This is a genomic window from Flavobacterium sp. IMCC34518 (assembly GCF_027111095.2).
GTDB classification, from domain to species: domain Bacteria; phylum Bacteroidota; class Bacteroidia; order Flavobacteriales; family Flavobacteriaceae; genus Flavobacterium; species Flavobacterium praedii.
Genome location: NZ_CP114284.2, coordinates 3804858 through 3817945 on the forward strand (window position 1 = coordinate 3804858; position 13088 = coordinate 3817945).

Genomic DNA, 13088 nt, shown 5'->3' on the forward strand with positions numbered 1-13088 from the left:
AAAACATTTTTTTTTGATTTTCTATACCATTTAATACTAGTACTATTTTAATTATATTTGTTAACCTAAAAAAAATGATAGTGTCTCAAATAAATAAATTAAAAATATTCAATGACCCAATTTATGGGTTTATTACAATTCCAAATGCTTTAATTTACGATTTAGTTCAACATCCTTATTTTCAACGATTAAGACGTATTTCCCAAATGGGTTTGTCTTATTTAGTGTATCCAGGAGCCAATCATACCCGTTTTCATCACGCTTTAGGATGTATGCATTTGATGCAAAAAGCGGTTGAAGTTTTGCGTTTCAAAGAGGTGACTATAAGTCCAAATGAAGAAAATGCTTTGTATATTGCCATATTATTACATGATATAGGTCATGGACCTTTTTCGCACGCTATGGAAAGTAGTATCGTTGAAGATGTACACCACGAAGAGATTTCATTATTATTAATGAATCAACTCAATACTGAATTCGATGGTAAATTGAGTCTTGCTATTCAAGTTTTTAAAGGGGAATACCATCGCAAGTTTATGTTGCAATTGATATCGAGTCAGTTGGATATGGATAGAATGGATTATTTAAAACGAGATAGCTTTTATTCTGGTGTTTCTGAAGGAAATGTCAATTCGGAACGATTGATTCAGATGATGAATGTAGTAGATGATGTATTAGTTATTGAAGAAAAAGGCATCTATTCTGTAGAAAAATTTCTGATGTCCAGACGATTGATGTATTGGCAGGTGTATCTTCACAAAACAAGTCTTGTTGCCGAATTAATTTTGACCAAAGTTTTAAAACGCGCTAAAGAACTAACCGAAAGAGGTATTCTACTACCTTGCAGTGAACCATTGTTGTTTTTTATGCAAAATAAGGTCACCATTGACACGTTTGACGAAAAAACATTAAAATTGTTTACCAAATTAGATGATTTTGACATTATAAGCGCTTTGAAAGCATGGGAAAACCAAGATGATTTTATACTTTCATCTTTAAGTAAAATGATAATCAATAGAGATCTTTTGAAAATCAAATTAACTAATGAAAAAGTTCCATTAGAAGAAATACATATTCAAAAGGAACGATTTTCGATTCAGAATAAAATTTCATTGGCTGAGTCCAGTTATTTTATTTTCAAAGGAAAAATCAAAAGTCAAGCTTATAGTAAAATAGCAGAACCAATCCGAATTTTGAATAAAGACAGGACAATTGAAGATGTTGTAGAAGCCTCTGACCAGCTGAATTTGAAATCGTTATCAAAATTAGTTACCAAGTATTATATTTGTTTTCCAAAACAACTGCTTTAAAATTAACATTTAAAACCTATTTTTTATATTTTTGTCGATATAAAACGTATCAATCTATTTTTATTTTATATCGTGAGAACAAACATTTGTATGTTCCATCTTATACTTTTTAAAAATACAATACAATAAGATGAAATTTACAGCTGAACAAATAGCAGGCATATTAGAAGGTGAAATTGTTGGTAATCCCAACATTGAAGTGTATCGTTTGTCTAAAATCGAAGAAGGTACCGAAGGGTCACTTACTTTTTTATCCAACCCAAAATACACAAACTATATTTATACTACAAAAGCTTCTGTTACAATCGTTAATGATACTTTTGAGCCAGAATCACCAATAACAACAACACTTATTAAAGTAGCAGACGCCTATAAAGCGTTTTCAAAATTATTGGAGTTTTATAATCAAGTGAAGTTAAACAAAAGCGGTATCGAAACCCCATCCTTTATTTCAAAAAGTGCAAAATATGGTGAAAACTTATATTTAGGAAGCTTTAGTTATATAGGTGATAATGTGGTGTTAGGAGACAATGTAAAAGTATATCCTGGAAGTTTTATTGGTGACAATGTAAATATTGGGAATAATGTGATTATTTTTGCTGGCGCCAAAATTTATTCAGAAACAGTAATTGGTAATAATTGTACGATTCATTCTGGAACAGTTATTGGGGCAGACGGTTTTGGATATGCACCAAATGAAGATGGAACATACAGCAAAATTCCACAAATTGGAAATGTAATAATTGAAGATTTTGTTGATATCGGAGCCAATTCAACAATTGACAGAGCAACACTAGGATCCACTATAATTAGAGCAGGAGTAAAATTAGACAATCAAATTCAGATTGCACATAATGTTGAAATTGGACGAAATACCGTTATTGCAGCACAATCTGGTGTAGCTGGCTCTACAAAACTAGGAGAAAATTGTATGGTAGGTGGGCAAGTAGGAATCGTAGGACATTTAACTATTGGTAACAATGTTCGTATACAAGCTCAGTCTGGTGTAGCTAGAAACATAAAAGATAATGCCGTTTTACAAGGCACGCCTACTTTTGAATATTCGGATTACAATAAATCGTATGTGCATTTTAAAAATTTACCTAAATTGGTAAAAGAGATAGAAGAGTTAAAAAAACAAATATTAAACCAAAAAAATGGAAACAATGGTTAAACAGAAGACCATCAAAACAGAAATTTCACTTACTGGAGTTGGATTACATACAGGGAAAGAAGTTAAAATGACTTTTAAACCTGCTCCTGTTAATAATGGATTTACGTTTGTTCGTGTAGACCTCGAAGGACAACCAGTTATTGAGGCTGATGCCAATTATGTAGTAAATACTCAAAGAGGCACGAATCTAGAAAAACTAGGAGTAAAAATTCAAACTCCTGAGCATGTTTTAGCTGCATTAATGGGTTGCGATCTTGATAATATTATAATTGAATTAGATGCTTCTGAATTACCAATAATGGATGGTTCTTCAAAGTATTTCATGGAAGCCATAGAGGAAGCCGGTATAGTGGACCAAGAATTAAATAGAAATGTTTATGTTGTAAAAGAAGTAATTTCATTTACTGATGAAGCTTCCGGAAGTGAAATTATGGTTATGCCAAGTGATCATTATAGTGTAACGGCGATGGTCGATTTTGGAACTAAAATATTAGGTACTCAAAATGCTACTATGAAAAGTATTTCTGAGTTTAAATCTGAAATATCCAATGCAAGAACTTTTAGTTTTTTGCACGAACTAGAATCTCTTTTGGAAAATGGATTAATTAAAGGAGGGGATTTGAACAATGCCATTGTCTATGTTGATAAAGATATTTCTGAAACAACAATGGAAAGCTTAAAGAAAGCCTTTGGTAAAGACGAAATTTCGGTAAAACCTAATGGAATTTTAGACAATCTTACTTTACATTATCCAAATGAAGCTGCAAGACATAAATTACTAGATGTAATTGGGGATTTGGCTTTAATTGGTACAAAAATTCAAGGAAAAATCATAGCCAATAAACCGGGTCATTTTGTAAATACTCAATTTGCAAAGAAAATGGCTAAAATTATTAAGAATGAACAAAGAAATTACGTTCCAACTTATGATTTGAACCTTGAGCCATTAATGGATATTCATAAAATAATGGCGGTTTTACCACATAGACCACCATTTTTACTGATTGATAGAATTATTGAAATGTCTGACAGTCATGTGGTCGGTATGAAAAATGTCACAATGAATGAAAATTTCTTTGTAGGACATTTTCCGGATGCACCGGTTATGCCTGGTGTATTAATTGTGGAAGCCATGGCGCAAACAGGTGGAATTCTTGTATTAAGTACGGTTCCAGATCCTGAAAATTATTTAACATTCTTTATGAAAATAGATAATGTAAAATTTAAGCAAAAAGTATTACCAGGTGATACACTTATATTCAAATGTGATTTGATAACTCCTATACGAAGAGGTATTTGTCACATGCAAGCGAATGCATACGCTAATGGTAAATTAGTTGCTCAAGCTGAATTAATGGCACAAATAGCAAGAAAACAATAATTTTTTGATTAAAGCTTAATAAACGCTAAAATCATAATAATATTAATTAAAAAAATAGCAGATGAATCAACCGTTAGCATACGTTCATCCAGGCGCGAAAATAGCCAAAAACGTTGTAATTGAGCCTTTTACAACTATTCATAACAATGTGGTCATTGGAGATGGAACTTGGATTGGTTCAAACGTTACAATTATGGAGGGAGCTCGAATTGGAAAAAATTGTAACATTTTTCCTGGGGCTGTAATTTCTGCTGTACCTCAAGATTTGAAATTTGGTGGAGAAGATTCTTTAGCAATAATAGGAGATAATTGTACCATTAGAGAATGTGTTACAATAAACAGAGGGACTATTGCATCTGGTCAAACAACTCTTGGTAATAATTGTCTGGTAATGGCCACTGCACATATTGCTCATGATTGCCATATCGGAGATAATGCTATTATTGTAAATGGTGTTGCTCTTGCAGGTCACGTTATAGTAGGTAAATATGCTGTAATTGGAGGATTAGCAGCTATTCATCAATTTATTCATATTGGAGATCACGCCATGGTTTCAGGTGGATCATTGGTTAGAAAAGATGTGCCTCCCTTTACAAAAGCAGCGAAAGAACCTTTATCTTATGTTGGAATAAATTCTGTAGGATTAAGAAGAAGAGGTTTTACGACCGAAAAAATTAGAGAAATCCAAGAAATATATAGAATTCTATATCAAAAAAATTACAATACTACTCAAGCGATGGACATTATTGAGGCCGAAATGGAAGCAACTCCTGAGCGAGACGAAATATTGGATTTTATACGAAATTCTTCTAGGGGAGTAATGAAAGGGTATTCTGGAAACTATTAACAAAATTGATTAATCTATATTTGTCAATTCGTTTAATCGAAAAACAAATTATAATAATGATTGATCGCATTCAACTAATTAACGAATTAACAAACAAACAGTAAAATGGCATCTACATCAGATATTAAAAACGGATTGTGCATAAAATACAACAATGATATATACAAAATCATTGAATTTCTTCATGTTAAACCAGGTAAAGGACCTGCATTTGTAAGAACAAAATTAAGAAGCTTGAGTAATGGTAAAGTATTAGATAATACTTTTTCTGCTGGACATAAAATTGATGAAGTAAGAGTTGAAAACCATAAGTTTCAATTTTTATATCCAGAAGGTGATTTATTTCATTTCATGAATGTAGAAACTTTCGAACAAATTTCTTTAAATAAAAACATATTAGACTCTCCAGATTTATTAAAAGAAGGAGAAAATGTTATGGTAAGTATCAATACGGAAACAGATTTACCTCTTTCTGTAGATATGCCAGCATCTGTAATTCTTGAAGTTACTTATGCTGAACCTGGAATAAAAGGAAACACAGCTACAAATGCTACTAAATCGGCTACAGTTGAAACTGGTGCAACCGTGAATGTTCCTTTATTCATTAATGAAGGTGACAAAATAAAAATAGATACTACTTCAGGTTCTTACATGGAACGTGTTAAAGCATAGTTTGTAACTCATTTTCCAGTTTTTAATACTAGTTTTTATTAAAAACTGGAAATTGACTTTATAAACTAAATACTTTTTTATATGAAATTCCCAAAAGTTTATTATCTACAAGAAATTGCAAATTTGCTTCAATGTGAATTTATTGGCGATCCTTTGTTTCCTGTTTATGGCATGAATGAAATTCATGTTGTAGAATCGGGAGATATTGTATTTGTAGATCATCCTAAATATTACGAAAAAGCTTTAAACTCTGCGGCTACTATTATTTTAATCAATAAAAAAGTGGACTGCCCAGAAGGAAAAGCATTACTAATATCAGATGATCCCTTTAGAGATTTCAATGTATTGACAAGACATTTTATGCCATTTGTAAATGCTAATGTTGCCGTTTCCTCTTCCGCAAAAATAGGTAAGGGAACTATTATCCAGCCAAATGCTTTCATAGGCAATAATGTTGTTATTGGAGAAAATTGTTTGATACATGCCAATGTTTGTATTTATGATCATACAATTATCGGAGATAATGTCATAATACATTCTGGATCTGTTTTAGGTGCCGATGCATTTTATTACAAAAAAAGAGCCGATGGATATGATCAATTAATTTCGGGAGGAAGAGTAGTAATAAAAAACAATGTCGGCATTGGAGCTCTTTGTACTATAGATAAAGGTGTTACCGGAGATACAACTATTGGTGAAGGTACCAAAATTGACAATCAAGTTCATGTTGGACATGATACTATTATTGGAAAAAAATGCCTCATTGCTTCTCAAACTGGCATAGCAGGTTGTGTTATAATTGAAGATGAAGTGACTATTTGGGGACAAGTTGGAACTACAAGCGGTATAACAATTGGCTCAAAAGCGGTTATTATGGGTCAAACTGGAGTAACTAAATCAGTAGAAGGTGGAAAAAGCTATTTTGGTACTCCAATTGAAGAGTCTAGAGAGAAATTAAAGCAATTGGCCAATATTAAAAAAATTCCAGGTATAATAGAAAAATTAAAATAATATGTCTGCTAAAGAAATAGTTAAAAGTTTTTATAAGTCAGATGCATTCATTAATCCAACGATTATGAAAGATTTTTTGCATCCTGATTGCATTTTGGATTGGAACAGTAGTAAAGGTTTCATACAAATGAATTATGATGAAATATTAAATTTGACTAATGAAATTAGCAGAGCCTATGTTCGTACGAAAGCTAGAATAAGTCACATACTTGAAGAAGATAATATAGTTTCAGTACGGTTTTCACATTATGTAAAAACAATTGAAAACCCCAGAGAGGAAATGTTGTTGGCACATATTATGATTATTTGGGAAATAAAAGACAATAAATTATATAAAGGATTTCAAATGAGTCAAGTCATATAATTATTTTTATTTTAAAAAAAAGTACAAAATAATTACAAAAGCTTTACTTTTGCGTCACAATTTTAAAAACTACATAAAAAATATATCATGAGTGTTTTAGTTAATAAAGATTCAAAAATAATTGTTCAAGGATTTACGGGTAGCGAAGGAACTTTTCACGCTTCGCAAATGATTGAATATGGTACAAATGTTGTTGGAGGTGTAACTCCTGGAAAAGGAGGAACTACACATTTGGATCTTCCTGTTTTTAATACTGTAAAAGATGCAGTAGAACAAGCAGGTGCCGATACTACTATTATTTTTGTCCCTCCTGCTTTTGCTGCAGATGCTATTATGGAAGCTGCAGATGCAGGAATAAAAGTGATCATTGCTATTACTGAAGGAATTCCAGTAGCTGATATGATTAAAGCAAACAGTTATGTTAAAGATAGAAATGCTAGACTAATTGGTCCAAATTGCCCTGGTGTAATTACTCCAGGTGAAGCTAAAGTTGGAATTATGCCTGGTTTTGTTTTCAAAAAAGGAACAGTAGGAATTGTTTCCAAATCAGGAACTTTAACTTATGAAGCTGCTGATCAAGTTGTTAAACAAGGATTAGGGATAACTACAGCAATTGGTATTGGTGGAGATCCTATTATTGGAACAACTACAAAAGAAGCTGTTGAATTACTAATGAACGATCCAGAAACAGAATGTATCGTAATGATTGGTGAAATTGGTGGTCAATTAGAAGCAGATGCTGCTAAATGGATTAAAGCTGATGGAAACCGTAAACCAGTTGTTGGATTTATTGCAGGTGTTACAGCTCCAGCAGGACGAACAATGGGACATGCAGGAGCAATAGTTGGTGGTTCTGACGATACTGCAGAAGCAAAAAAACAAATTATGAGAGAAAACGGAATTCACGTTGTTGACTCACCGGCTGAAATTGGTAAAAAAGTAAAAGAAGTACTTGGATAATTTCCAATTATTTAAATAATAAATTCCAAAAAAAGTCTCAATATTTTGTTGAGACTTTTTTACATTTTTAAAATGTCTGGAATGTAATCAAAAACTTAACAACACAGATTCTTAGAATCGTAGTTACTTAAAAATTAAAAATATGTACAAAGAATTAGAAAAGTTCACAGTAAAAGGAAATTTTACCTTTACACAGGAAGATAGTTTAGAAGAAGTTTGTAATGCATCAGAATCAGGAAGTGGAGTATTTCTTGTTTATGCTATTGCAGAAGATATCAAAGAATTAATTATGGTTGCTTCAACAGGTACGGTTCAAAATGACGGAACCTTGAAAAGTAAAAATGGAGGATTACATGATAAAATCGTAAATGGTCATCAATTTGCTAAAACTGGAAGAAAATATTCTTGGCCAGCACAAATGAAAAAAGAAAATATCAATGCGTTAGAAGTTTTATGGTTTGAAACATTTAATGATACTGCAAAAGCAATTCCAACTAGTGTTGAAGGTCAAATTTTGCAAAATTTTCTTGATGAAAAAGGTAAATTACCAAAATGGAATGTAGCTTTTTAATTCATTAAAATCAAACCGATATTCAACTTCATTACAAAGTTTAGTGAAGAATAGGGAATAAACAAAAAAAAGCTTTACAGAGATGGAGGGCACTGAAAAAGTCTCTCGAATAAGGAAAATGAAAATAACTGAAAAGGAGCGAAAACACTATGGTTTCGCTCCTTTTAGTTGTTATAAGCCCCTTGTAATCTAAGAAGATTAAATTTGACTAAAAAAAGACGATTAAATAAAATCAAAGCCTTATTTAATCGCTTTTTTTAATGATTTTTGAAAATAGGGACTTTTTCAGTGCCCTCCAGAGATGTGAAGCTTTTTTTGTTTAATATATTTTTTTAAAGAAAAATATGTTTATTTTTCTTTAAAATCTACAGACAAAGAATTCACACAATACCGTTGCCCCGTTTTTGTTGGGCCATCTTCAAAGACATGACCCAAATGTCCACCACAATTTGCACAAACAATTTCAGTGCGTTTCATTCCGTGTGTAAAATCATCTATATACTCAACTCTTCCAGGTATTGATTCGTCAAAAGAAGGCCAGCCACAATGTGCATCAAACTTTGAATTACTTTCAAATAGAGGAGTGCCGCAACCACCACAACAATAAACACCATTTTCAAAATGTAAATTATATTTGCCTGTGTGTGGATATTCTGTTCCTTTTTGGCGTAGAATTTTGTATCGCTCAGAACCTAATTCTTCTTCCCATTCTTTTTCTGTTTTAACCAAAGGATAAATCATACCATTAATTTTTAATAAAAGTAATTATTTTTTCGATTACTTGATTATCAGCAAGAATTTTTCGGTGTCCTAGTCCTTTGGTTATCATTAATTCACCATTTTTTAAATGCTGATAAATGTGTAAACCCGCTTTTACGGAAACTTCAGGATCATTCTCGTCGTGTACAACCAAAGTGGGGATCAGTGTTGTTTGTGCAGCTTTGTAGGCACTATAATCATCCATTTTTCCTCCATATTTTTTTTCAAAATGTGCACATAATAAACTACTTATTTGAGGCTCCAATTCTAATTTAGCTATAAAATCATCCGTTATATCTTGAACTATATCACCACTTCCTATAATTATCGCTTTTTCTACCTTTAATCCTTCTTTTATAGCATTAAGGACTGACATTCCTCCTAAAGAATGACCAATTGCAACTTCAAATGGACCAAATTGTTTATCAATTTCCAAAATAGAGGCAATAAAATCAACCATTATTGTTGAATTACCGGGTGATTTCCCATGTGCTGGTGCATCAAAACTGATAGTAGAATAACCATGATAAATTAATTCATCGGCAATTTTACACAATTGTGTTCCTCTTCCTGACCATCCATGGACTAGTATTATTTTTTTCGAACTATTACCATATTCATAAACATTAATCTTTCGATTTATAGATGGAATGAATAGCATTTTTTGAACACTTTTCTTATCCATCCTAATTTCTCGTTTAGGAAGTCTATGTTTTATTGGAGTTGTAAATAATTTAGAAGCATATAATGTGACCCATTTTGTTGACAAAAAAGCAATAAACTTACTAGATAGTATTATAATTTTTGGAATTTTCAATGGCTTTGTATGATTTAACGTGTTTTTTGTCATTTTAATAAAATTGAAGAATTGCTTTTTATTACAATTTTTTTTAACTAAATTTAAAAAACTTAAAAGTAGTATAAATTTAATGTTAATTTAATTCATTATTTTTCTATAAATGTAATATATTTTTAATTTTTGCAAGAAAATAAATGAATTAAATAATTTATCCTTTTTTATTAAAATCAAAACTAATTAATGGAAATATTTCACATTGGAGCAGAATGTTACCCAGTTGCAAAAGTGGGTGGTTTAGCTGATGTGTTAGGTTCACTACCAAAATATCAAAACAGCGAGAACTACCAAGTTAGAGTTGTAATACCTTGTTATCAAAATATTTTTAGATTAGAAAATGAATTTGAATGTGTTCATTGGGGTAAAATAAAATTAGGCAATTTTAATTTCCCTTTTAGTGTTTTGAAAGAAACAACAAATAAATTAGGATTTGAACTTTATCTAATTGAGATTCCAGAACTTTTTGATCGCCCAAATATATATAATTACGAAGACGATATTGAACGATTTTTATCTTTTCAAATTGCTACATTAGATTGGATCATTGGAAGAAACTCTCTGCCTGATATAATCCATTGTCATGATCATCATACAGGGTTAATTCCTTTTATGAAAAAATATTGTCCAAAATACCACAAATTAAAAAACATAAACACCTTGATAACCATACATAATGGTTTGTACCAAGGAATTTTTTCATTTAACAAATTGTATTATCTACCAGAATTTGATTTAATTCATATAAAAGAAATAGAGCGATGGAATTGCATCAACTCTCTTTCTGCAGGGATAAAATGTGCAGATGAAGTCACCACAGTTTCTCCCACATACCTAAAAGAACTCAATTATTCAGATAACGGATTAGAGACCTTATTACAAAGCGTACAATTCAAGTCTAAAGGAATTCTTAATGGAATTGATACTGATGTTTGGGACACAAACAAAGATAAAATGTTAGATTGTAATTTTACTGTTGAAAATAGTGCTGAAGGAAAATATAAGAATAAAGAAAAATTGTGTTTGCAATTTAACATGAATCCCATGCTACCGCTTTTCAGTTTTATTGGAAGATTATATAATGAAAAAGGTGCCGATTTACTTCCAGAAATTATTTTAACTTCATTAATAAAACAAAAAAAACAAATTAATATTCTCATATTGGGCTACGGTGATCCTGTAATTGAAAACCAATTATTAGAATTAAAATCCATATTTAAAGGAAATTATAATGTATATATTGGTTACAATGAAGAACTAGCGCACAAAACATATGCAAGTTCCGATTATATTTTAATTCCCTCAAGAGTAGAGCCTTGTGGATTAAATCAACTTTATGCTTTACGCTACGGTACTATTCCAATTGTTCACAAAACAGGTGGATTAAAAGACACAATAGTTGATTTTGAAGAAAATGGAAATGGAATTTGTCACCAAGAATCTACAGTTAGCGATGTATGTTGTGCGATAAATAGAGCTTTAGATTTATATAAAAACAAAGATAAATTTACTAAAATTAGAAAAAAAGGAATGCATACAGACCATTCTTGGAAAAATATAAGCCAAGAATATTTACAACTTTACAATTTAATTATTACAAGACGATATGAAAACTAAAAAAAAGAATGTAATCGCTATTATTTTAGGAGGTGGCCAAGGATCCAGATTATACCCGTTAACAGCTAGAAGATCTAAACCAGCAGTGCCAATTGCTGGTAAATATAGATTGGTAGATATTCCAATTTCGAATTGTATAAATTCAGACATTTATAAGATGTTTGTCTTGACTCAATTTAATTCGGCTTCATTGAATGCTCACATCAAAAACACATACAATTTTAGTATTTTCAGTCATTCATTTGTTGATATTTTAGCTGCAGAACAAACTCCAGATAACCCAACTTGGTTTCAAGGAACCGCTGATGCTGTAAGACAATGTATGCCTCATTTTTTAAATCATGATTTTGATTATGCCTTAATATTGTCAGGTGATCAATTGTATCAAATGGATTTTAACGAAATGGTTGAAGCCCATATTGAAGCTAATGCCGATATAACAATTGCAACTTTACCTGTAAATGACAAAGACGCACCTGAATTTGGAATTTTAAAAACAAATTCAGAAAGTTGTATAGAATCTTTTATTGAAAAACCATCCAAAGAATTATTACCAGATTGGAAATCGGAGGTAAGTGATGAAATGAAAAGCCAAGGAAAACATTATTTGGCATCAATGGGAATATATATTTTTAATAGAAAATTATTAATCGAATTAATGTCTGACCCTGAAGCTAAAGACTTTGGTAAGGAAATCATCCCACAAGCTGTTGGTAATAAAAAACTTTTAAGCTACCAATATGAAGGATATTGGACTGATATTGGTAATATAGACTCCTTCTTCGAAGCAAACATCGGTCTAACAGATGATATGCCTCAGTTCAATCTTTTTGATGACAATAATAAAATATATACTAGACCTCGATTATTATCCCCTTCCAAGTTTCATAAAACTATGGTAGAAAGATCGCTAATTTCGGACGGTTGTATCATTCATGCCAAAGAAATCAAAAAATCTGTAATAGGAAATAGATCTCGAATAGGCGAAGGTACTGTTATTCAACACAGTTATGTAATGGGTAATGATTTTTATCAAAATATTGATGATATCAATCAAGATATTATAGACGAAATACCACTTGTAGGTATTGGTGAAAGATGCTTTATCGACAATGCTATTGTAGATAAAAACAGTAGAATTGGTAATGATGTTTATATAAAAGGAGGAAAGCAATTGGAAGATACAAATCATGAATTGTATTGTATAAAAGAAGGAATAATCGTTATTCGAAAAGGAGCAATTATTCCAAATAACTTTATACTGAAGTAATATTTATAAATAATTTAAAAATAGATTGTCCATTTTTATGTTCAATCTATTTTTTTTTGCTTTGTAATTAAAATATTTTATTACATCTAATTTTTACAAACATTAAATTTAAATAACATTTTCAACAATTGAACGATAATCAAAAAATGAGGCATTTTTTTTATATCAAATTTGTATTTTTTAATAGAAAAGTAATCGGTTTAAAAATTGCTTAGCATGAAATAAAATGAATTATTTCCTATGTTTTACTCTTATTTCACAACAAAATATGAATTATATTCCCTACAGGTAAAATATTT

The 13088-nt window shown here is 30.8% G+C and carries 13 protein-coding genes; 11 read left to right on the forward strand and 2 right to left on the reverse strand.

Annotated features, from left to right (window positions below):
* Positions 1-80: 80 nt before the first annotated feature.
* The 9 genes from OZP06_RS16330 to OZP06_RS16370 all read left to right on the forward strand — a co-directional run bounded on the left by OZP06_RS16330 (position 81) and on the right by OZP06_RS16370 (position 8290).
* Positions 81-1310 (forward strand): HD domain-containing protein, encoded by a 1230-nt coding sequence (locus OZP06_RS16330; protein ID WP_269224631.1) that lies wholly within the window; start codon positions 81-83, stop codon positions 1308-1310.
* A 130-nt stretch (positions 1311-1440) separates the two neighbouring features.
* A complete protein-coding gene (gene lpxD / locus OZP06_RS16335) occupies positions 1441-2484 on the forward strand; it encodes a UDP-3-O-(3-hydroxymyristoyl)glucosamine N-acyltransferase (RefSeq protein ID WP_281323980.1) in 1044 nt (347 codons plus the stop codon).
* Positions 2477-3865 (forward strand): bifunctional UDP-3-O-[3-hydroxymyristoyl] N-acetylglucosamine deacetylase/3-hydroxyacyl-ACP dehydratase, encoded by a 1389-nt coding sequence (locus tag OZP06_RS16340; protein WP_281239718.1) that lies wholly within the window; start codon positions 2477-2479, stop codon positions 3863-3865. Before lpxD ends, OZP06_RS16340 begins: the two co-directional genes overlap by 8 nt.
* A 61-nt stretch (positions 3866-3926) precedes the next feature.
* Complete coding sequence (lpxA, locus tag OZP06_RS16345; RefSeq protein WP_269222813.1) at positions 3927-4712, forward strand: acyl-ACP--UDP-N-acetylglucosamine O-acyltransferase; 786 nt, start codon at positions 3927-3929, stop codon at positions 4710-4712.
* A gap of 105 nt (positions 4713-4817) precedes the next feature.
* The gene (efp, locus tag OZP06_RS16350; protein WP_269222814.1) at positions 4818-5384 is read left to right on the forward strand and encodes an elongation factor P; all 567 of its coding nucleotides are present in this window, start codon (positions 4818-4820) and stop codon (positions 5382-5384) included.
* Positions 5385-5465: 81 nt separating this feature from the next.
* Complete coding sequence (locus tag OZP06_RS16355) at positions 5466-6395, forward strand: UDP-3-O-(3-hydroxymyristoyl)glucosamine N-acyltransferase (RefSeq protein ID WP_269222815.1); 930 nt, start codon at positions 5466-5468, stop codon at positions 6393-6395.
* A 1-nt stretch (position 6396) separates the two neighbouring features.
* Positions 6397-6759 carry a nuclear transport factor 2 family protein gene (locus OZP06_RS16360; RefSeq protein WP_269222816.1) on the forward strand — a complete coding sequence of 121 codons (363 nt, stop codon included), beginning with the start codon at positions 6397-6399 and terminating at the stop codon, positions 6757-6759.
* Positions 6760-6846: 87 nt separating this feature from the next.
* A complete protein-coding gene (gene sucD, locus OZP06_RS16365) occupies positions 6847-7719 on the forward strand; it encodes a succinate--CoA ligase subunit alpha (protein ID WP_269222817.1) in 873 nt (290 codons plus the stop codon).
* A gap of 142 nt (positions 7720-7861) precedes the next feature.
* Positions 7862-8290: a hypothetical protein gene (locus OZP06_RS16370; protein WP_269222818.1), complete on the forward strand. Its 429-nt coding sequence runs from the start codon at positions 7862-7864 to the stop codon at positions 8288-8290.
* A 348-nt stretch (positions 8291-8638) separates the two neighbouring features.
* On the opposite strand, the gene msrB is transcribed toward OZP06_RS16370, so the two are convergent.
* Positions 8639-9031 carry a peptide-methionine (R)-S-oxide reductase MsrB gene (gene msrB, locus OZP06_RS16375; protein WP_269222819.1) on the reverse strand — a complete coding sequence of 131 codons (393 nt, stop codon included), beginning with the start codon at positions 9029-9031 and terminating at the stop codon, positions 8639-8641.
* Positions 9032-9035: 4 nt separating this feature from the next.
* On the reverse strand, positions 9036-9899 hold the full coding sequence (locus tag OZP06_RS16380) for an alpha/beta hydrolase (RefSeq protein WP_269222820.1): 864 nt from the start codon (positions 9897-9899) through the stop codon (positions 9036-9038).
* A gap of 189 nt (positions 9900-10088) precedes the next feature.
* Between OZP06_RS16380 and OZP06_RS16385 the strand changes: the two genes are divergently transcribed.
* Both OZP06_RS16385 and OZP06_RS16390 read left to right on the forward strand, forming a co-directional pair.
* On the forward strand, positions 10089-11519 hold the full coding sequence (locus OZP06_RS16385; protein ID WP_281323981.1) for a glycogen/starch synthase: 1431 nt from the start codon (positions 10089-10091) through the stop codon (positions 11517-11519).
* The gene (locus tag OZP06_RS16390) at positions 11509-12789 is read left to right on the forward strand and encodes a glucose-1-phosphate adenylyltransferase (protein ID WP_269222821.1); all 1281 of its coding nucleotides are present in this window, start codon (positions 11509-11511) and stop codon (positions 12787-12789) included. The genes OZP06_RS16385 and OZP06_RS16390 overlap by 11 nt, the downstream gene beginning before the upstream one ends.
* The last annotated feature ends 299 nt before the right edge of the window (positions 12790-13088 follow it).

Coding starts and splice junctions, on each gene's coding strand:
- lpxD (WP_281323980.1), top strand. CDS start 1,441: ATGAAATTTACAGCTGAACAAATAGCAGGCATATTAGAAGGTGAAATT.
- OZP06_RS16340 (WP_281239718.1), top strand. CDS start 2,477: ATGGTTAAACAGAAGACCATCAAAACAGAAATTTCACTTACTGGAGTT.
- lpxA (WP_269222813.1), top strand. CDS start 3,927: ATGAATCAACCGTTAGCATACGTTCATCCAGGCGCGAAAATAGCCAAA.
- efp (WP_269222814.1), top strand. CDS start 4,818: ATGGCATCTACATCAGATATTAAAAACGGATTGTGCATAAAATACAAC.
- OZP06_RS16355 (WP_269222815.1), top strand. CDS start 5,466: ATGAAATTCCCAAAAGTTTATTATCTACAAGAAATTGCAAATTTGCTT.
- OZP06_RS16360 (WP_269222816.1), top strand. CDS start 6,397: ATGTCTGCTAAAGAAATAGTTAAAAGTTTTTATAAGTCAGATGCATTC.
- sucD (WP_269222817.1), top strand. CDS start 6,847: ATGAGTGTTTTAGTTAATAAAGATTCAAAAATAATTGTTCAAGGATTT.
- OZP06_RS16370 (WP_269222818.1), top strand. CDS start 7,862: ATGTACAAAGAATTAGAAAAGTTCACAGTAAAAGGAAATTTTACCTTT.
- msrB (WP_269222819.1), bottom strand. CDS start 9,031: ATGATTTATCCTTTGGTTAAAACAGAAAAAGAATGGGAAGAAGAATTA.
- OZP06_RS16380 (WP_269222820.1), bottom strand. CDS start 9,899: ATGACAAAAAACACGTTAAATCATACAAAGCCATTGAAAATTCCAAAA.
- OZP06_RS16385 (WP_281323981.1), top strand. CDS start 10,089: ATGGAAATATTTCACATTGGAGCAGAATGTTACCCAGTTGCAAAAGTG.
- OZP06_RS16390 (WP_269222821.1), top strand. CDS start 11,509: ATGAAAACTAAAAAAAAGAATGTAATCGCTATTATTTTAGGAGGTGGC.